The sequence below is a fragment of the Mycobacterium sp. NGS62 genome, from assembly GCF_059812285.1.
In genome coordinates this window covers 650,936-669,561 of the sequence record NZ_JCALCK010000002.1, presented here as the reverse complement: position 1 = coordinate 669,561, position 18,626 = coordinate 650,936, and the positions used below count along the sequence as shown (strand labels likewise).

The 18,626-nt window shown below is 66.8% G+C and carries 18 protein-coding genes; 5 read left to right on the top strand and 13 right to left on the bottom strand.

The window, feature by feature from the left end:
* Positions 1-30 precede the first annotated feature (30 nt).
* Genes AC5Y49_RS08205 through AC5Y49_RS08195 form a run of 3 tightly spaced genes read left to right on the top strand, consistent with a single transcriptional unit; the run spans position 31 to position 2,041 of the window.
* Positions 31-345, top strand: a complete 315-nt coding sequence (locus AC5Y49_RS08205; RefSeq protein ID WP_499885770.1) for a putative quinol monooxygenase — start codon at positions 31-33, stop codon at positions 343-345.
* Positions 342-1,166 carry a mycofactocin-coupled SDR family oxidoreductase gene (locus AC5Y49_RS08200; protein ID WP_499886334.1) on the top strand — a complete coding sequence of 275 codons (825 nt, stop codon included), beginning with the start codon at positions 342-344 and terminating at the stop codon, positions 1,164-1,166. The genes AC5Y49_RS08205 and AC5Y49_RS08200 overlap by 4 nt, the downstream gene beginning before the upstream one ends.
* Before the next feature lie 2 nt (positions 1,167-1,168).
* Positions 1,169-2,041 carry an SAM-dependent methyltransferase gene (locus AC5Y49_RS08195; protein WP_499885767.1) on the top strand — a complete coding sequence of 291 codons (873 nt, stop codon included), beginning with the start codon at positions 1,169-1,171 and terminating at the stop codon, positions 2,039-2,041.
* Positions 2,042-2,062: 21 nt separating this feature from the next.
* On the opposite strand, the gene AC5Y49_RS08190 is transcribed toward AC5Y49_RS08195, so the two are convergent.
* From AC5Y49_RS08190 to AC5Y49_RS08160, 7 genes are all read right to left on the bottom strand, one after another.
* Complete coding sequence (locus AC5Y49_RS08190) at positions 2,063-3,739, bottom strand: ribonuclease J (protein WP_499885764.1); 1,677 nt, start codon at positions 3,737-3,739, stop codon at positions 2,063-2,065.
* A gap of 7 nt (positions 3,740-3,746) precedes the next feature.
* Positions 3,747-4,649, bottom strand: coding sequence for a 4-hydroxy-tetrahydrodipicolinate synthase (gene dapA, locus AC5Y49_RS08185; protein WP_499885761.1), 903 nt, complete (start codon positions 4,647-4,649; stop codon positions 3,747-3,749).
* 78 nt (positions 4,650-4,727) lie between these two features.
* The gene (gene thyX / locus AC5Y49_RS08180; protein WP_499885758.1) at positions 4,728-5,492 is read right to left on the bottom strand and encodes an FAD-dependent thymidylate synthase; all 765 of its coding nucleotides are present in this window, start codon (positions 5,490-5,492) and stop codon (positions 4,728-4,730) included.
* 37 nt (positions 5,493-5,529) lie between these two features.
* Complete coding sequence (locus tag AC5Y49_RS08175; protein ID WP_499885756.1) at positions 5,530-6,147, bottom strand: hypothetical protein; 618 nt, start codon at positions 6,145-6,147, stop codon at positions 5,530-5,532.
* Between the two features lie 145 nt (positions 6,148-6,292).
* Positions 6,293-7,501 (bottom strand): winged helix-turn-helix domain-containing protein, encoded by a 1,209-nt coding sequence (locus AC5Y49_RS08170; protein WP_499885755.1) that lies wholly within the window; start codon positions 7,499-7,501, stop codon positions 6,293-6,295.
* The gene (locus AC5Y49_RS08165) at positions 7,501-7,983 is read right to left on the bottom strand and encodes a dihydrofolate reductase (RefSeq protein WP_499885752.1); all 483 of its coding nucleotides are present in this window, start codon (positions 7,981-7,983) and stop codon (positions 7,501-7,503) included. The genes AC5Y49_RS08170 and AC5Y49_RS08165 overlap by 1 nt, the downstream gene beginning before the upstream one ends.
* Complete coding sequence (locus AC5Y49_RS08160; protein ID WP_499885751.1) at positions 7,980-8,780, bottom strand: thymidylate synthase; 801 nt, start codon at positions 8,778-8,780, stop codon at positions 7,980-7,982. The genes AC5Y49_RS08165 and AC5Y49_RS08160 overlap by 4 nt, the downstream gene beginning before the upstream one ends.
* Positions 8,781-8,933: 153 nt before the next feature.
* On the opposite strand from AC5Y49_RS08160, the gene AC5Y49_RS08155 reads away from it, so the two are divergent.
* Entirely contained in the window at positions 8,934-9,674 is a 741-nt protein-coding gene (locus AC5Y49_RS08155; RefSeq protein ID WP_499885750.1) for a dienelactone hydrolase family protein, read from the top strand.
* A 9-nt stretch (positions 9,675-9,683) separates the two neighbouring features.
* Positions 9,684-10,700: a TIGR03617 family F420-dependent LLM class oxidoreductase gene (locus AC5Y49_RS08150; protein ID WP_499885748.1), complete on the top strand. Its 1,017-nt coding sequence runs from the start codon at positions 9,684-9,686 to the stop codon at positions 10,698-10,700.
* Positions 10,701-10,707: 7 nt separating this feature from the next.
* Here AC5Y49_RS08150 and AC5Y49_RS08145 read toward each other — a convergent pair whose 3' ends face one another.
* The 6 genes from AC5Y49_RS08145 to AC5Y49_RS08120 all read right to left on the bottom strand — a co-directional run bounded on the left by AC5Y49_RS08145 (position 10,708) and on the right by AC5Y49_RS08120 (position 18,612).
* Entirely contained in the window at positions 10,708-11,736 is a 1,029-nt protein-coding gene (locus AC5Y49_RS08145; RefSeq protein ID WP_499885746.1) for a phosphotransferase family protein, read from the bottom strand.
* On the bottom strand, positions 11,729-12,487 hold the full coding sequence (locus AC5Y49_RS08140) for an SDR family oxidoreductase (protein WP_499885743.1): 759 nt from the start codon (positions 12,485-12,487) through the stop codon (positions 11,729-11,731). Before AC5Y49_RS08140 ends, AC5Y49_RS08145 begins: the two co-directional genes overlap by 8 nt.
* Positions 12,484-13,305 carry an SDR family oxidoreductase gene (locus AC5Y49_RS08135; RefSeq protein ID WP_499885742.1) on the bottom strand — a complete coding sequence of 274 codons (822 nt, stop codon included), beginning with the start codon at positions 13,303-13,305 and terminating at the stop codon, positions 12,484-12,486. Before AC5Y49_RS08135 ends, AC5Y49_RS08140 begins: the two co-directional genes overlap by 4 nt.
* Before the next feature lie 16 nt (positions 13,306-13,321).
* Positions 13,322-16,498 carry an acetyl-CoA carboxylase family protein gene (locus AC5Y49_RS08130; protein ID WP_499885741.1) on the bottom strand — a complete coding sequence of 1,059 codons (3,177 nt, stop codon included), beginning with the start codon at positions 16,496-16,498 and terminating at the stop codon, positions 13,322-13,324.
* Entirely contained in the window at positions 16,495-18,009 is a 1,515-nt protein-coding gene (locus AC5Y49_RS08125) for a class I adenylate-forming enzyme family protein (protein ID WP_499886331.1), read from the bottom strand. Before AC5Y49_RS08125 ends, AC5Y49_RS08130 begins: the two co-directional genes overlap by 4 nt.
* 183 nt (positions 18,010-18,192) lie before the next feature.
* On the bottom strand, positions 18,193-18,612 hold the full coding sequence (locus AC5Y49_RS08120) for a DUF302 domain-containing protein (protein WP_499885740.1): 420 nt from the start codon (positions 18,610-18,612) through the stop codon (positions 18,193-18,195).
* Positions 18,613-18,626 lie beyond the last annotated feature (14 nt).

The following is an 18,626-nucleotide window of genomic DNA, read 5'->3' as shown; positions in this document are numbered from 1 at the left end:
TCACGTCAGCTACCTCGAGGAGCTCCCGCTATGCCCGTCGTTGTCGTCGCCACCCTCACCGTCAAGCCGGAGTCGGTCGACACCGTCCGCGATATCTTGAGCCGCGCGGTCCAAGACGTGCACGGCGAACCGGGCTGTCAGCTCTACTCCCTGCACGAATCGGGCGAAAAGTTCGTGTTTGTCGAGCAGTGGGCGGACGAAGACGCGCTCAAAGCTCACAGCACCGCGCCTGCGATGGCGACGATGTTCAAAGACGCCGGCGAGCACCTGGCCGGGGCGCCCGACATCAAGATGCTGCAACCGGTCGTCGCCGGCGATCCTGCCAAGGGTCAGCTACGTCCCTGATGGGCCGCCCTCTCGCCGGCAAAGTCGCGCTGATCACTGGCGCCGCGCGCGGCCAGGGCCGCGCCCATGCGGTGCGACTGGCCGCCGACGGCGCCGACATCATCGCGGTCGATTTGTGCGATCGAATCCCGAGCGTGCCGTATCCGCTGGCCACCGCCGACGATCTGGCCGCCACCGTCAAGCTCGTCGAGGACACCGGAGCCCGCATCGTGGCCCGTCAGGGTGATGTGCGCGACCGCGGCTCGCTGACCGCCGCGCTGCAGGCGGGCCTCGATGATCTCGGTCGGTTGGACATCGTGGTCGCCAACGCCGGTATCGCACCGATGCAGGCCGGCGCCGACGGCTGGCGCGACGTCATCGATGTCAATCTGACCGGAGTTCATCACACCGTGGAGGTCGCGATACCGACGCTGATCTCCCAGGGCGACGGCGGGTCGATCGTCTTGATCAGTTCGGCCGCGGGGCTTTCGGGGATCGGCAGCACCGACGCCGGTTCCATCGGCTACGCCGCCGCCAAGCACGGCCTGGTCGGCCTGATGCGTGTCTACGCCAACCATCTTGCGCCGCATAGCATTCGGGTCAACTCGGTGCACCCGGCCGGTGTCGACACTCCGATGATCAACAACGAGTTCACCCGCCAATGGTTGGCCGATCTGGTCGCCGAGTCCGGTTCTCCGCCCGACATGGGCAACGCACTGCCGGTGCAGGTGCTGCAGCCCGATGACATCGCCAACGCGGTGGCCTGGCTGGTTTCCGATCAGGCCCGTTACATCACCGGGATCACGTTGCCGGTCGACGCGGGCTTTGTGAACAAGCGCTAGCGATGGCGCGAAACCCGGCGGCGCAGACCGCGTTCGGCCCGATCGCGCTGACAGCGATCGAACAGCACGAACCACCGGCAAAGCGGTTGGTCAATGACGACCTGGCGGCCCGGTTCCTGCCGGCATCCACCCGGTGGCTGGTCGCCGCGTTACGCCCGGCGCCGCTGCGGCGGCTGATGATGGCCGGCATGGAGCGAGGCGGCCCGGGACTGTGGACCAACCTCGCCTGTCGTAAGCACTACATCGCCGACAAGCTGGACGAGGCGCTGGACGGTATCGACGCCGTGGTGGTCCTCGGCGCCGGATTCGACACTCGCGCCTATCATCTGGCGCAACACACCCGCATCCCGATCTTCGAGGTCGACCAGCCGGTCAACATCGCCCGCAAGGCGGCGGTGGTGCAGCGGGTGCTGGGCGAGCAACCGCTCTCCGTCCGGTTGGTGCCGGTGGACTTCGAGCACGACGACCTGCTCACGGTCTTGACCGGGCTCGGTTACCGAGCCGACCATCGCACGTTTTTCAGCTGGGAAGGCGTGACGCAGTACCTCACCGCTGACGCCGTGCATGCCACGCTGGCAGGACTGCGACCCGTCGCATCGGGTAGTCGGCTGGCATTCACCTATGTTCGACGCGATTTCATCGACGGCACCAACCTGTACGGCGCAAAGTCGTTGTACCGCAAGGTTCGGCAACGCCGTCAACTGTGGCACTTCGGGCTGCAGCCCCACGAGGTGGCGCCATTTCTCGACCAGTTCGGCTGGCGGCTGATCGAGCAGGTGGGGCCCGAACAGCTGGTCCAGCGTTATGTCGAGCCGACCGGCCGCAATCTCACCGCATCGCAAATCGAGTGGTCGGCGTACGCGGAAAAACGCTGAGGCAGTAAGGCTTTGCGAGGCTCACACCTCGATGACGGTCGGCACGATCATCGGCTGGCGACGGTAGGTTTCGCCCACCCACTTGCCGACCGCGCGCCGCACCGCCTGGGCGATCCGGGCCGGATCGGTGACGTTCTCGGCCGTCAGCGATTCCAGTTCCGCCTCGACCTTGCGCACCGCAGGCTCAAGCGCCTTGGGGTCTTCGGAGAAGCCGCGGGAATACAGGTGCGGCACAGCCGCGGGCTGACCGGTGCCCCGGCGCACGACTACGGTGACGGCGACGAAACCCGATGAGAGGATAAGTCGTTCGCCAAGGGTGATGTCGCCGACGTCGCCGGTGATAAGCCCGTCGACGAACATCTTGCCGACCGGCACCGCGCCGGCGATGGCGGCTTTGCCGGCAACAAGGTCGACGCTCACACCGTTCTCGGCCAATAGGATCGACTCCTCGGGCACCCCGGTCCGAACGGCCAGCGCGGCGTTTGCGCGCAGCATCCGCCAGGTCCCGTGGACCGGCATGACCTGGCGAGGCCGCACCCCGTTGTAGAGGAACAGCAGCTCGCCCGCGTACGCGTGCCCCGAAACATGCACCCGCACTTGCTGGTTGGTGACAACTCGAGCCCCGATTTTGGACAGCGCGTCGATGACGCCGTACACGGCTTCTTCGTTACCGGGGATCAGCGACGACGACAGGATGATCAAGTCGTCGGCGTTGAGCGTGATGCTGCGGTGTTCGCCCCGCGACATTCGCGACAGCGCCGACATCGGCTCGCCCTGGGTGCCGGTGGTGATCAGCACCACCCGTTCGGGTGGCATCATTTCCGCGGCGCCGATGTCGAGCAGATCCGAGTCGGCCACCCGCAGAAAACCGAGTTCGCGGGCGATGCCCATGTTGCGGACCATCGAACGCCCGACGAACGACACCCGCCGGCCCAATGCCACCGCCGCGTCGATGATCTGCTGCACCCGGTCCACATTGGAGGCGAAACACGCCACGATCACCCGGCCCTCGGCACCGCGGATCAACCGGTGCAGCGTCGGGCCGACCTCGCTTTCCGACGGCCCGACCCCGGGAATTTCGGCGTTGGTCGAGTCACACAAGAACAGATCCACCCCGTCGGCACCGAGCCGCGACATCCCGGGCAGGTCGGTGGGGCGCCCGTCGAGCGGTAACTGGTCGAGCTTGATGTCGCCGGTGTGCAGAACGGTTCCCGCGCCCGTGCGCACCGCGATCGCCAGCGCATCGGGAATCGAGTGGTTGACCGCGAAGTACTCGCACTCGAACACCCCGTGCGTGCTGCGCATGCCTTCGGCAACTTCGATGAAGACCGGCTTGAGTTGGTGTTCACGACATTTCGCGGCGACCAGGGCCAAAGTGAACTTCGAGCCGACGACCGGAATGTCGGGGCGCTGCTTGAGTAGGAACGGGATTGCGCCGATGTGGTCTTCGTGCGCGTGGGTCAGCACCAGCGCTTCGACGTCGTCGAGTCGGTCTTCGATATGCCGAAGGTCCGGCAGGATCAAGTCGACGGCGGGCTCGTCGTGAGTGGGAAACATGACTCCGCAGTCGATGATCAGCAGTCGGCCGAGATGCTCGAAAGTCGTCATGTTGCGGCCGATTTCGCTGATCCCGCCCAGCGCAGTAACCCGCAATCCGCCAGTGGTCAAAGGTCCTGGCGGCGAAAGTTCTACATCCACTTGGGGGTCACCTGAGCACCGAGGCCGCGTGCATATCGGCAGCCAACCGCTCGACTTGCTCAGGGCTGGCCGGCACTTGCGGCAACCGGGGGTCACCGACCTCGATACCCTGCAACCGCAGCCCTGTCTTGGACATCGTCACCCCGCCCAGCCGGCTCATCGCATCGCAGAGCGGACCGAGCGCGACATTGATCTTGCGGGCGGTCGCCACATCTCCGGATTGGAAGGCAGTCAACAAGTCTCGCAGTTGCCCTGCCGCGAAGTGGGAGATCACGCTGATGAAGCCGGTCGCGCCCATCGCCAGCCACGGCAGGTTCAGCGCATCGTCGCCCGAGTAGTAGGCCAGTCCGGTTTCGGCCATCAGCTGCGCACCGGCATGCAGATCACCCTTGGCGTCTTTGATCCCGACGATATTGGGGTGAGATGCCAACGCGCGGATGGTGTCGGGCTGGATCGGCACCACCGACCGCGGCGGGATGTCGTAGAGCAGGACCGGCAACGCGGTGGCATCGGCGACGGCGGTGAAGTGCGCCAACAGCCCGTCCTGCGACGGCCTCGAGTAATACGGCGTGACGACCAGTAGCCCGTGGGCGCCCACGCCCGCGCAGGCCTCGGCCAGCCGAACACTGTGTTCGGTGTCGTTGCTCCCTGCGCCGGCGATGACACGGGCACGATCCCCGACCGCCTCCAACACCGCCCGCAGCAGCGTGAGCTTCTCGTAGTCGGCGGTGGTCGGCGACTCACCCGTGGTGCCGGACAGCACCAGACCGTCACAACCGGCGTCGACGAGGTGGTTGGCCAACCGCGCGGCCGCTACGGTGTCCACCGAGCCGTCCGAACCGAACGGCGTCACCATCGCGGTCAAGACGGTTCCCAGGCGCGTCCGCGCGTCGAAGCCGGCAGTGCTCACGGCCTCCAGATTACCCGCAGGGTTCAAGCCTCCCGCACGTCCAATGGCCATGACCGGCCTTCCCCGGCTGCGAGTGCCTCAGGCTTCGGTGGCCAGCGGACTGGTCGCGACCTCTGTCCCGTCGGCCAGCGTGACGATCTGGAAGTCGGCGAAGACGCTCGGCGCGACCTCGGCAAGTTGGCGCAGGCAGGCGATGGCCAGCCGCCGGATCTCCACATCGGCGTGCTCGCTGGCTCGCACCGCGACGAAGTGCCGCCAGGCCCGGTAGTTGCCGGTGACCACAATGCGGGTTTCGGTGGCGCTGGGCAGCACGGCACGGGCGGCCTGGCGGGCCTGCTTGCGCCGCAAGACGCCCAGGCTCCCAGCGGGCTCGCCCGCCATGAACTTTGCTTCCAGTTTGGCCAGCAGTTCGGTGTAGGTGGCCCGGCTGGCGTCGGCGGCCTGGGCCAGGATCTGCTGCAGCTCCGGGTCGTCTTCGATGCCCGGCGGGATCACCACCTGTGAGTTCTTTTCCGGCACGTAGCGCTGCGACAGCTGCGAGTAGGAGAAGTGCCGGTGCCGGATCAGCTCGTGGGTACAGGAGCGGGAGATGCCGGTGATGTAGAAGGACACGCTGGCATGCTCGAGCACCGAGAAATGCCCGACGTCGATGATGTGCTTGAGGTAGCCGGCGTTGGTCACGGTCTTGGGGTTGGGCTTTGACCAACTCTGGTAGCAGGCCCGGCCGGCGAACTCGACCAGCGCCTGGCCGCCGTCGGCGTCGGTGCTCCATGGCACGTCCGGCGGCGCCAAGAACTCGGTCTTGGCGATCAATTGCACGCGCAGCGGGGCGGTCTCGGCCACGGCGCTCACCTTAGCCCGCCGGAAAGCCGGCGACGGCTCAGCTGGTGCAGGCGGTGAGCCTGGGCGGGGAGAAGGTGACCGACCCGACGCCGCCGAGGGTCATGCCATTGTCGTCCAGCGTCATCGTCGTCACATACGTGCACGTCTGGATCTCGGTCAATCCGTTGAGAAAGACCACGTCGTAGGTGTAGTCGAATGAGCGCACCAATTGACTCCCGCTCCACACCACGTCCAGGGCGAAACCGAGTGACGAGGCGGACCTGGCACCGAGCACACGCGGGCCGGCCTCGCCGATTCCCGGCTTCAGCGAGAACGGGGTGCCGTCCAGCTTTGTGCCCGCCACGCTGACGCTGCGAATCTTGTAACCGGTGGCGGCCGTGGGCACGGACGGACCCGATGAGATCTTCGTGCTGAACAAGATGGAGTAGTTCGTGCCACCCGCTACGGCCGTCGTGCTGAAGCTCGTCGAGGTGAACTCTTCGGGTAGCTCGACTGCGCAATTGTCCACCGAACCAGACGGATCGCCGCAGGCCGAATCCGGAGGCTCTGCCAGGGCGGACGGCGCGGTAAGCGCAACGCCGATCACCGGCAGCGATAACGCCATGCCCCGCATCAGCTCGCGCCGGGAGATGGTCTTCTTCGAAACGCCCGTCACGGACATCTACCCTTCCTGGCCGGACCTCGTGGACTCGTCCACAATGGTGCTGGTCGTCATCGGTGGGTACGACCCGCAGCGTAGTGGGCGCCTGGTTTTTCCGAATGTGTTTGTCGAGGTTCGGTGCTGCGTGTTCTCTACCTACCTACGTGACCGCGCGCAGCTCGGCGGTCAGGTCCCCGACGGCGCCCATGGTGACCCTGCCCAAACCCAGCCAGGATGCCATCGACTCCAGCTCTGCCGCCAGCGCTTCGGCCACCCGCGACGGTGACCGGCCGTCCTCAACGAAGGCGCCGACGACGTGCAGCGCGTCCCCGCTGCGGTCCGCCTTGAGGTCGACTCGCCCGACCAGTTCACCGTCGAGCAGAAACGGCCACACGTAGTAGCCGTATTGACGCTTGGCTGCCGGAGTGTAGATCTCGATGCGGTAGTGAAAACCAAACAGCCGCTGCACCCGCGGCCGGAAGAAGATCAACGGATCGAACGGACACAGCAGCGCGGTCCCCCGATCCCGCCGCGAAGTCGGTTGTCCCACACGCAAATACGCCGGAGCCGGCCAGTCGGCGACGGACACCACCTCCAGCTCTCCGTCTGCGACAAGCTCGGCAATGGCCGGCTTGGCCTGGCTTGCGGCCAGCCGGAAATAGTCCCGGATATCGGCTTCGGTGCCGACGCCCAGCGCGGTGGCGGACCGCAGCACCAGTTCGCGGATGGCCTCGTCGTCGTCTACCTGGCGGGCCAGTACCTCGGCCGGCAGCACGTTCTCGGTCAGGTCGTAGTGGCGGGCGAACCCGACCCGGGTGGCGGTGGTCAGTACCCCGGAGGCGAACAACGCTTCGGCGACCCACTTGGTGTCGCTGCGATTCCACCAGGCCCCCTTGGCTTTACGCGGTTCCGCGGCCAGATGTGCCTCGATCTGTCCGGCGGTCGACGGCCCGAGATGCGCGACAGCGGCGACGATGTCGTCGGCCAGCCGCGGATTTGCCTTGACGACATGAGAACCCCAACGGCCGTGCCGGTACTGGCGCATCCGCCAGCGCAACAGCGGCCAGTCGTCGACGGCCATCAGCGCGGCTTCGTGTGCCCAGTACTCGACCAGCAGCCGGGGTGTTCGGGCCGAATGGCTCCATGCCGCACGGTCCAATACCTCGCGGTCGTAGGGCCCGAGCCGGCTGAATACCGGGGCGTAGTGGGCCCGCACGGCTACTGACACCGAATCCAGTTGCAGCACCTGAATGCGGGAAATCACGCGCCGCAAATGCGCGCGGGTGATCGAACCCGTGGGCGTGGCGTCGGCGAAGCCTTGCGCAGCGACCGCTATCCGGCGGGCCTGCGCCACCGTCAACGTGCTCATTACCGCAGGTAGGTGTGCAGCCGGTAGCGCAACCCGGACCGACTGGTCAGCCACTCCCCCGCCGTACCCACCCAGGTCTCGTCGAGCACCGGAGCCAGCACGTCGCCGTCGTCGCGGGGCAGGTCGATCTCGATCTCGGTGACCTCACATCGGGTGGCCCGTGGCATCGCGAGCGCATAGATCTGTTCCCCGCCGATCACCCAGGTCTCGGCGTCGGTGAGTGCCTGTTCCAGGGTGCCGACCACCTCGGCGCCTTCAGCCATGAAGTCAGTCTGCCGGGTCAGTACGACATTTCTGCGCCCCGGCAATGGCCGGAACCGCTGCGGCAGCGATTCCCAGGTCAGCCGGCCCATCACCACGGTGTGGCCCATGGTGAGTTGTTTGAAGCGAACCTGGTCTTCTGGCAGCTGCCACGGAATGCCGCCGCCGCGGCCGATGACCCCCGAAGTCGACTGAGCCCAGATCAAGCTCAGGTGTGTCATACGGCGACGGGCGCTTTGATCGCCGGGTGCGGGTCGTAGTTCTTGACGACGATGTCGTCGTAGGTGTAGTCGAAGATCGAATCCCGCTGTGCCAGAACAAGTTCTGGATACGGCCGGGGTTCGCGACGCAATTGCTCGGTGACCTGTTCGAGATGGTTGTCATAGATGTGGCAGTCGCCGCCGGTCCAGACGAACTCGCCGACGCCAAGACCGGCCTGAGCGGCCATCATGTGGGTCAGCAGCGCATAGCCGGCGATGTTGAACGGCACACCCAGGAACAGGTCGGCGCTGCGCTGGTAGAGCTGGCAGCTCAGTTTCCGGTCGGCCACGTAGAACTGGAACAACGCGTGACACGGCGCCAGCGCCATCTGCGGGATGTCGCCGACGTTCCACGCCGACACGATGATGCGCCGCGAGTCCGGATCGGTGCGCAGCAACTTCAGCGCCGCGCTGATCTGGTCGATGTGCGCACCGGAGGTGGTGGGCCAGGATCGCCATTGCACGCCGTACACCGGGCCGAGATCGCCTGTGTCAGAAGCCCACTCGTCCCAGATGGTGACGCCGTGCTCGTGTAGCCAAGCGATGTTGGAGTCGCCGCGCAGAAACCACAGCAGTTCGTAGATCACCGACTTGAGGTGCACCTTTTTGGTGGTGATCAGCGGGAAACCGGCTGACAGATCGTAGCGCATCTGGTGGCCGAACAGGCTGCGGGTCCCGGTGCCGGTGCGGTCGGCTTTGGGTGTGCCGCGCTCGAGTACCAGGCGCAGCAGGTCCTCGTACGGTGTGGCGATCGGCACGCCCCTCAGCGTAGCGGCGATCGCAAGCGCGGCGAAGCCGGGCGCGGCGGGTCGACGCCAACGAACGAGCGGCGATCGCAAGCGCGGCGAAGCCGGGCGCGGCGGGTCGACGCCGATGAATCGGCGGCGATCGCGGCGAGTAGAACGGTAGCCATGCCGAACATCACCGACACCGTCACCACCGCCGATGGAAGCTGCCCGATCTGGCTCTACACACCCGAGGGTGAGGGCCCTTGGCCCGGTGTGGTCATGTACCCCGACGCCGGGGGTGTGCGGGACACCTTTTACGAGATGGCCGCCAAGCTGGCCGGCTTCGGTTACGCGGTGCTGCTGCCCGACGTCTACTACCGCTCCGGCGACTGGGCTCCATTCGACATGCAGACCGCCTTCAGCGACAAGAAGGAGCGCGGGCGCCTGATGTCGATGATCGGCACCGTCACGCCACTGAAGATGGCGATCGACGCCGAGGCCTTCTTCGACTACCTGGCCGGTCGCCCGGAGGTGAGCGGCAACCGCTTCGGTGTCTGCGGCTACTGCATGGGCGGCCGCACGTCGGTGGTGGTGGCCGGTCGTCAACCGGAACGGGTCGCTGCGGCGGCGTCGTTTCACGGCGGCGGGCTGGTGACCGACAGCCCCGATAGCCCACACCTGCTCGCCGACCAAATCCAGGGGGCGGTGTACGTGGCCGGCGCCAAGAACGACGGCTCGTTCACACCCCAGCAGGCCGAGGAGCTCGGCAAGGCGCTGACCGCGGCCGGCGTCGAGCACACCATCGAGACCTATCCGGCCGAGCATGGCTTCGCGGTCCCGGACAACCCGCCGTACGACGCCGACGCCGCCGAACGGCATTGGACCGCAATGCGGGACTTCTTCGGCGCCAAGCTAGCCAAGTAGTCGCCGCAGATGCACGTCGACGCGATGACGAGCCCGGTCCCGCTGCGCCAAACCGGGGAGCTCGCCCGGCGAACCCAATCGGCGGGGTTCTCCGGCCTGCTGTTCACCGAGACGGGCCGCACGGCCTATCTCAACGCGGCCATGGCCGCGCAGGCCGCCCCCGGCCTCGAGCTGTCCACGGGCGTGGCGGTGGCCTTTCCGCGCAGTCCGTTCGTGACAGCGGCCGCGGCGTGGGAGCTTCAGGAAGCATCCGGCGGAAGGTTCCGGCTGGGTCTGGGCACTCAGGTGCGCACCCACGTGGTGCGGCGCTACGGCGTGGCCTTCGAGCGGCCGGGCCCACGGCTGCGTGACTACGTGCGCGCCGTGAAGGCGTGCTTCTCGGCGTTTCGCAGTGGAACCCTGGATCACCACGGCGAGTTCTACGATCTTGACTTCATCACTCCGCAGTGGAGCGCCGGGCCCATCGAGGCGCCTGATCCCCAAGTGGATATCGCGGCGGTGAATCCGTGGATGCTGCGAATGGCCGGCGAAGTGGCCGACGGGGTGCACATCCATCCGATCGCCGAGCCCGGCTACCTGGCCCGGCACGCCGTGCCGAACATCGCCGCCGGAGCGGCGAAAGCGGGGCGCAGCGCATCGGATGTGGCCGTGATCGTGCCGGTGCTGACGATCGTCGGCGACAACGACGAAGAGCGGGACGCCGAGCGCGAACGCGTGCGCGTCAGCATGGCTTTCTACGGGAGCACGCCCAATTACGCGTTCATCTGGGACGAGGCCGGATTCGAGGGCACCACTGCCCGGATCCGGGAGAAGCAGAAGGCCGGCGACTTCGCCGGGATGGCCGCCCAGATCAGCGACGAGCACATCGCCGCCTTCGCCACCGAGTCGACGTGGGACGGGCTGGCCGACGCGTTGACCGACAAGTACGCCGACGTCGCGACCCGGCTCGTGCTGTACAACGCGCTGACCGAGCCGGACCGCGTCGAGCGGTATGGCGAGGTCGCCCGTCGCGTCTCGCGCGCTTGACCGTCGTTCAGATGCCGGCGTCGTCGGCCACTTCGCGGGCCCTGCGCACGAGCGCGTCGATGCGTTCGGCGGTCGGGGTGCCCGAAGCGGCCTTGTTCCGCGGCTCGTCCATCGCGCGGCGCATCACGCCCTCGGCGATGACCGCAACCTTCCACAGGCCCAACGCATGCCAATACTTCAGTGTCGTTGCGTCGCGGCCGTTTTCGGCCAGATAGGCTTGCGCCATCTCGGCGCGGTCCGGGAACCCGTCCAGCGCAGCCGCCGCAAACGCGCCGGTGGGATCCTCAGCAGCTGATTCCGGCCAATACGCCAGCAGGCTGCCCATGTCGGCCAGCGGGTCGCCGAGGGTAGACAGTTCCCAGTCCACGACGGCCACGACTTCCCCGGTCACATGCGAGGTGATGACGTTGCGCAGATGGAAATCGCCGTGCACCAACGTCAATTCGTGTTGCTCGGGCGCCGCGGCGATCAGCCGTTGAGTCAAGTCGTCGAGATCGGGCAGCTCCCGGGTCTTCGACAGCTCCCACTGCCCGGCCCACCGCTTGAGTTGCCGCTGCGCATACGGCTTGTGGCTGGCCAGGTCGTCGAGGCCGACCTGCTCGATGTCGACCCCGTGGATCTTGGCCAGCGTCTTGGCCATTGACAGCCCAATCTGTCGGCGACGCTGCGGCGTCAGCGATTCCGCGACCGACATCCGGTCCAGCACCAAGCCGTCGACGAATTCCATTAACAGCAGCGGAACACCATTGATGTCCCGAGTCAGGCCGTACACCGCCGGCGTCGGCACCGCGGTGTCCTGCAGCGCCGACAGGATCCGCGCCTCGCGGGCGACGTCGTGCGCCGACGCCAGCAACGTCCCCAGCGGTGGGCGGCGCAGCACCCAGCTGCGATCGCCACGGGCGTCGCGCACCCGATAGGTCAAATTCGACTGCCCGAGCCCAATTCGGTCGAAACTCAGCGGCGGGCTGAACTCGATCCCGAGTTCCGTCAACCAGTCAGCGATCGCTGCCGCGTCGACGCCTAAGACGTTAGCCACGGAACGCCTGTGCGTTGCCGAGCAGCGTGCCGCCGTCGATGACCATGGTCTCGCCGGTGATCCAACTCGCTTGGTCCGACACCAGGAACGCGACTGCGGCCGCCACGTCGACAGGCTCGCCGACGCGTCCTAGCGGAGTCGACGCCGATAGAGCGTCTTCGTGGTCCTTCCACAGCACCTCGGCCAGCCGGGTGCGGACCACGCCGGGGCACACCGCATTGACCCGGATCCGCGGTGAAAGCTCCAGCGCCAGTTGCTTGGTCACGTGGATCAGCGCGGCCTTGGTGGCGTTGTACATGCCCATGTTCGGCGCGTGATGCAGACCGCCGATCGACGCGGTGTTGACGACCGCGCCGTGGTGTTCGCCCATCCACGCTGTGACGGCCAGCGAGGTCCACAGCAGCGGCGCCCACAGGTTCACGTCGAAGACCTTGGCGAAGCGGGCGTGGTCCTGGTCGATCAGCGGGCCGTAGGCGGGATTGGTTCCGGCGTTGTTGACCAAAATGTCGATGCTGCCGAAGCGGTCGAGCGTGAGGTCCACACAGTGCCGCGCCGCGTCTTCGTCGACAGCGTGGGCCGCGACGCCGACGGCGTTGGCGCCCACCTGTGCAGCTGCTGCCTCCGCGCTTTCCTGCTTGCGAGAAGTGAGCACGACGTTCGCGCCGCCATCGGCCAACCGCTGCGCGACGGCCAGCCCGATTCCGCGGGAGGCGCCGGTGACGATCGCAGTTTTGCCGGTGAGGTCAGTCATCGCGGCTCCCTCTGCAGGCTGCGCTGGTAACGGCGCATGCCGTACAGCCAGCGGTCGTAGTCGGCGCCCTTCTGGCGGTACATGTCCAGCACCTGCGGATGCGGAAGGATCAAGAACCGTTCCTCGTCGATGGCCGTCAGCACGCTGTCCGCCACCACGGCCGGCTCCAGCACGTCACCGGCGGTGGTCACCGCCCGGGTGGCGAGGTCCCCGAGCGGGTCGCCGGATCGTTCGCCGGAGTACAGCAGCTTGGTGTTCACGCCCATCGGACACAGACAACTCACCCGAACCCCTTGGTCGCCGTAGGTGATGTTCAGCCACTCGGCGAAACCCACGGCGGCGTGTTTGGTGACCGAGTAGGCGGCCGAGCCCAGTTGGGTGAGCAGCCCCGCCGCCGACGCGGTGCTGACGAAGTAACCCTCACCGCGTTCGATCCACTCGGGTATCAGCAGTTGGGCAGCGCGGATGTGCGCACGCAGATTGACGTCGATGGACCGGTCCCACTCGTCCTCACTGAGGTCCAGTCCCGGGGCACCGGTAATGCCGGCGTTCGCGAAATACAGATCCACCGGCCCGAATTCGCTTCGGGCCAATGCGATCAGCTTGCGGATCTCGGCGACGTCGGAGGCGTCTGCACCCGCACTGACGGCCGCGCCCGAACGCTCGGCGTTGATCTGTTCAACCACCCCCGCCGCGGCAGCGGGATCCAAATCCGCGACGACAACCCGCGCGCCCTGTTGCGCCAGCTTTGCCGCCAGCGCGCCGCCGATGCCGCCGCCACCGCCGGTGACGATCGCGACCTTGTGGTCAACTTTCACACGCACCATCCTTTCGTCAACGGCGGACCAATCTCATGATCCATGCCCGCGAATCCGCCGGGTCGATCACGTCATCAAGCTCAAAGGTGGTGGCCGACGTGAGCGCTTTGCCGTGTTGGTAGGCAGCCTCGACGAGTTTGTCGAACAGGTTCTGACGCTCGGCCGGATCGGCGACGGCCGCCAGCTCCTTGCTGAAGCCCAACCGCACTGCGCCTTCCAATCCCATCCCGCCGATCTCGCCGGTCGGCCAGGCCACGGTGAACTCCGGCGCATGGAATGATCCGCCTGCCATCGCCATCGCCCCCAACCCGTAACCTTTGCGCAGGATGATCATTCCAAACGGGACGGTCAAACGTGCGCCGTGCACGAACAGCCGGCTGAACCGCCGCACCGCAGCTTCCCTTTCCGCGTCCGGCCCAACCATGAATCCCGGCGTATCGCAGAGCGAGATTATCGGCAGGCCAAACGATTCGCACACGATCAAAAAGTCGGCGATCTTGTCGGCCGCCTCTGCGTCGATGGCGCCGCCGAGATGATGGCTGCTGTTCGCCAGCAGCCCGAACGGTGCGCCCTCGACACGCACCAGCGCGGTGACCACTCCGACGCCGTAGTCCGGCCGCACCTCCAGCACCGAATCCACGTCGACAACGGATTCGATGGCCCGGCGCACGTCGTAGGCTCGTAACCGGTTCTGCGGCACCACATGTCGAGCCAGGCGCGGGTCCGGCGCCGCCCAGCCGTCGATGCTGCCCTGAAAGTAGGACAGATACTGCTTGGCCAGGGCTACCGCATGCGCCTCGTCGCGGGCGGCCAGTCCGACCACCCCGTTGCGCCGCTGCACGTCGATCGGTCCGATGTCCTCCGGCCGGTAGACGCCGAGCCCGCCACCTTCGATCATCGCCGGGCCGCCCATGCCGATGTTGGCGTCCGGGGTCGCGATGATCACATCGCAAGTTCCGGCCAGCGCGGCGTTGCCGGCGAAGCAGCGTCCCGAGACGATGGACACCAGCGGCACCCGGCCGCTCAGCGCGCCGAGCGCGCGGAAGGTCGGCACGTCCAGGCCGGCGATGTTGGCCACGTCGGTGTCACCGGGCCGACCGCCGCCGCCCTCGGCGAACAACACCACCGGAATGCGCTTGCGGGCCGCCAAATCGAAGACGCGGTCGGTCTTCGCGTGATTGCGCATGCCCTGGGTGCCGGCGAGCACGGTGTAGTCATAGGACACCACCACCGCCTCGCCCCCGCCGATTGTGGCCAGACCCGCCACCAAACCGTCCGCGGGCGTATTGGCAATCAGATCCTCCTCGGATCGCCGGCTGCGCTGCGCGGCAACCGCTAGCCCGCCGTATTCCACGAAGCTGCCCGGATCCACCAGGTCGGTGATGTTTTCCCGGGCGGTGCGGCGATTCTGGCTGCGCCGTTTGGACACCGCGGCCGGCCGACCCTCATCCAGGGTGAGCAGGTGGCGGCGACGGACCTCGTCGAGATCGCCGCGGCCGCGGTCCAAGTCGAGTTCAGCGGCCGCTTGGCCTTCGGCACCGGCGGCGGTGCGGCTGAAAACCACCAACGGGTCTCCGGTGCCCACGACCTGTCCGGGCGCCACCAGGTTGCGCACGGTGTGCACCGCATCCGGTGCGGTGAGCACGTGCTGCATCTTCATCGCTTCAAGTACCACCAACTGCGTCCCGGCTGCCAAGTCCACGCCTTCGGGTGCGATCTCCACGACGGTGCCGGCGAGTTGGGCCCGCAGCGCCTCTTCACCGGGGTACAACTCAAGCGGCGCAGTCGGGGTTTGGGGTTGACCGATGATGGCTCCCGCCAACGTAGGAAGCTTCTCGTCGACAAAGCCCGTCGTCACTATACCGGTCTGAATCTGACTGTCCGCCAGTAACTCCTGCAGGAACGCGATATTGGTGCGGATGCCTTCAATGCCGAATTCGCCCAGCGCCGTCTGCGCTTTGCGCAGCGCCGCAGCGAAAGACGACCCGTGCACATGGGTGATCACTTTGGCCAGCAGCGAGTCGTAGGCCGGGCTCGGGGTCAGCCCGGGACGACCGTAGGTGTCAACACGCACCCCGGGCCCACTCGGCGGCGAGAACACCGACAGGGTGCCGGCCGCGGGCAGCACCGACCCGTCGGATGCAAAAGTCTCCATGTTGACCCGAGTTTGGATCGCGATGCCGCGAGTCGCAGCAGGTTCGGCCACCACGTCGACTCCGTCGATTCCGGCCGGCAATTCGAGTTCGTCGAGCGTCGCGCCGTCTGCGATCGCCAACTGCAGGGCGACCAGGTCGATCCCGGTGACTTCCTCGGTGACGGTGTGCTCGACCTGCAGGCGCGGGTTGACCTCGAGAAACACAAACCGTTCGCCTGTGACCAGGAATTCGACCGTGGCCAGTCCGCGGTAACGCACCTGAGCGCACAGCCGCGCTGCCGCGCAGTGCAGCTCGCTTCGCAGTGACGTCGAGAGGCCCTGCGCCGGAGCGATTTCGACGAGCTTCTGGTAGCGCCGCTGGATACTGCAGTCTCGGTCCCCCAGTGCACGTGCGTGGTCCGGTGTCGCCGCGATCTGTACTTCGATATGGCGTGCGCCGTCGAACAACACCTCGGCGAACACAGCCGGGTTGCCGAAGCCGAGTTGCGCCTCGGCAGCGCAGCGGCGGTACGCGTCGTCGATGTCCTCTCGGCGGCGTACGATTCGCATTCCCCGGCCTCCGCCGCCGGCTAAGGCCTTGATCACTATCGCTTCGGCTTGGGCAGCGAAGAACCGACGAATGTCGTCCAGGCTGCTGGGCCCGTCGGTGCCGGCCAGCACCGGAATCCCGGCCGCGGCCGCGGCGTTGCGGGCTGCAGTCTTGTTGCCGAACAACTCCAGCAGATCGGCATCGGGCCCGGCGAATGTGCACCCTGCCGCAGCGCAGGCGCGCGCGAATGCGGCGTTCTCACTGAGGAACCCGTAGCCGGGGTGAATCAGCGCCGCGCCGGACTGCTTGGCCGCCGCCAGGACCGCGGCGTGATCCAGGTAGGCCGCGGGCCCGCTGCCGGACAGTCCGATCGCTTCATCGGCGGCATGCACATGCGGGCTGTCGGCATCGTCTTCGGCATAGACCGCGACGGTGCCGATACCCAATTCGGTTGCGGTGCGGATGATCCGGAGCGCGATTTCGCCGCGGTTGGCGATCAGCACGGTCATCGCAGCGCAGCGCCCCACTGCACGTGTTCGCGCAACTGGCCCTTGAGCAGCTTGCCACCCGGATTACGCGGCAGTGGCTCGCCGGCCACCGTCACGTATTGCGGAATCTTGAAGTCGGCAAGCTGTTCGCGGCAGTAGTCCAGCACCGCTGCCACGTCGATCTGCTCGCCGACCAACACGGCGCCGACCTTCTCCCCCATGACCTCGTCGGGGACCGCCAGCACGCAGGCGTCAGCGACGCCGGGTGCCGACAGCAATACCGCCTCGACTTCGACGCTGGAGACGTTCTCGCCACCGCGGTTGATGATGTCCTTGAGCCGGTCGACGATGTGCACTCGGCCCGCATCGTCAACCCGGACTACATCACCGGTGTGCAGCCAGCCGTCGACGATCGTGGCCGCGGTGGCGTCCGGCCGGTCCCAGTAGCCGTCCGTCACGTTGGCGCCGCGCGCGACCAACTCACCCACGGCCGGATCATCGCCATAGCGGACCACGCCGAGGTCAACCGAGGGCACCGCATACCCGACCGAGTCGGCGTGCTCGACGGCGTCGTCGTCGGGTAGCACGGTCATCAGCGAGGCGGTTTCGGTCATGCCGTACCCGTTGAACACGGTGGCCTGCGGGAACGCCTGCTTCACCGACCTGACCAACGACGGCGCAATCGGCGCGCCCCCGTAACCGACCCAACGGACGCTGGAGACATCCGATGCTGCGAAGTCACTGTGCCGCAACAATAATGCGTACACGGCCGGCACGGTCACCAGGGATGAGATGCGCTCGGCCGAAAGCACGGTGACCAGCTGGGCCAGGTTCAGCGCGGGCATGATGACCGACGCGCCGCCGACATACCCGGCGAACAGCAGTTGGGAGTTGCAGCCGGTCACGTGAAACAGCGGCACCGAGATCAGCGTGCGCAACTCCTCACCGAGGTCGCGCGGCTGCCCCAGGCACCGAATCATGTTCTCGGCGTTGGTCAGGAATGCCTCGTGAGTCGTTGGTACACCTTTGGGACGTCCGGTGGTTCCCGAGGTGTAGAAGATCGCCGCGATGTCGCGGCGCTCGAGCCCGTCGACCACATAGGGTTCGCCGTCGGGTAACGGCGTGTCGACCAAATCCAGCTGGGCGCCGGCGTCGGACACGACGAATTCAACCTCGGGCCGGGCCGACCGGGTGTTCACCGGCACTGCCACCCCGCCGGCCATCACCGTGCCCCAGAACGCAAGCACCCAATTGATGCCCGCGGGATAACGCAGCGCGACGCGGTCACCTCGCCGCAGCCCACCGGCCCGCAGCCCGCCGGCCACCCGGGCCGCGCGATCCCACAACTGCCGGTAGGTCAAACGATCGGAGCCCACCTCGACCAACGCCTCGCTGTCGGGCCGGGTTTGGACATGCTCGGCAAGCATGTCCAGCAGCGTGGCCGGTAACTCGTCATAGCGCGGGACGCCGGTTGAGTCGCGGGAGACCCCCGTCGTCGAGAAGGGGCTGTGGTCACGTGGAATCTCAGTCACCGCGCTCGCTGAAGCCATCACCGTTTCCTTCCGGTTCTTCGTCACCGCATCGTCGCTCGGGTCAGGAGCTGACGTCACCGATCGGCCTCGACGTGCCGGGTCGGTGTAGTCGTCCAACGGCCGCACCGGACACCAGTACAGCACTCGCCGCGCTTGATCCGGCGCGTTTCAGCGCCCAGCGGATCAGCGCGCGGGAGTTGGTTGCTCAAGCGCGCCGATGGCAGCTTGCAGTTTGGCGGTGGCCTGGTCTGCGACCTCCTGCAGAGCACCCGGTTCGCCGGTTACCTGGACCATGACTTGCGGATCCATCGCTTCAACAAGAACGGCGTCGTCTGCGCCGTCACGATCGGTTCGCACCACCACGTTGCATGGCAGCAATTGGCCGATCTGGCGGTGGACGCCCAGGGCGCGATGTGCCAGCGTCGGGTTGCAGGCTCCCAGGATCAGATAATTCTCCATATCCTCGCCCAGCTTCTTTTTCAGGGTGGCTTTGACGTCGATGGTCGTCAGCACGCCAAAACCCTGCTCAGCGAGCGCGTCGGTGGTCCGTTTCACCGCCTCCTCGAACGAGGTGTGCAACGTGGTGCTCAACCCTGGCGTCATTGTGTTCCTCCTCA

Bases quoted from the DNA above. Each gene is read 5' to 3' on its own strand.
- AC5Y49_RS08205 (WP_499885770.1), top strand. From the start codon at position 31: ATGCCCGTCGTTGTCGTCGCCACCCTCACCGTCAAGCCGGAGTCGGTC.
- AC5Y49_RS08195 (WP_499885767.1), top strand. From the start codon at position 1,169: ATGGCGCGAAACCCGGCGGCGCAGACCGCGTTCGGCCCGATCGCGCTG.
- AC5Y49_RS08165 (WP_499885752.1), bottom strand. From the start codon at position 7,983: ATGACACACCTGAGCTTGATCTGGGCTCAGTCGACTTCGGGGGTCATC.
- AC5Y49_RS08140 (WP_499885743.1), bottom strand. From the start codon at position 12,487: ATGACTGACCTCACCGGCAAAACTGCGATCGTCACCGGCGCCTCCCGC.
- AC5Y49_RS08170 (WP_499885755.1), bottom strand. From the start codon at position 7,501: ATGAGCACGTTGACGGTGGCGCAGGCCCGCCGGATAGCGGTCGCTGCG.
- AC5Y49_RS08155 (WP_499885750.1), top strand. From the start codon at position 8,934: ATGCCGAACATCACCGACACCGTCACCACCGCCGATGGAAGCTGCCCG.
- AC5Y49_RS08150 (WP_499885748.1), top strand. From the start codon at position 9,684: ATGCACGTCGACGCGATGACGAGCCCGGTCCCGCTGCGCCAAACCGGG.
- AC5Y49_RS08120 (WP_499885740.1), bottom strand. From the start codon at position 18,612: ATGACGCCAGGGTTGAGCACCACGTTGCACACCTCGTTCGAGGAGGCG.
- AC5Y49_RS08130 (WP_499885741.1), bottom strand. From the start codon at position 16,498: ATGACCGTGCTGATCGCCAACCGCGGCGAAATCGCGCTCCGGATCATC.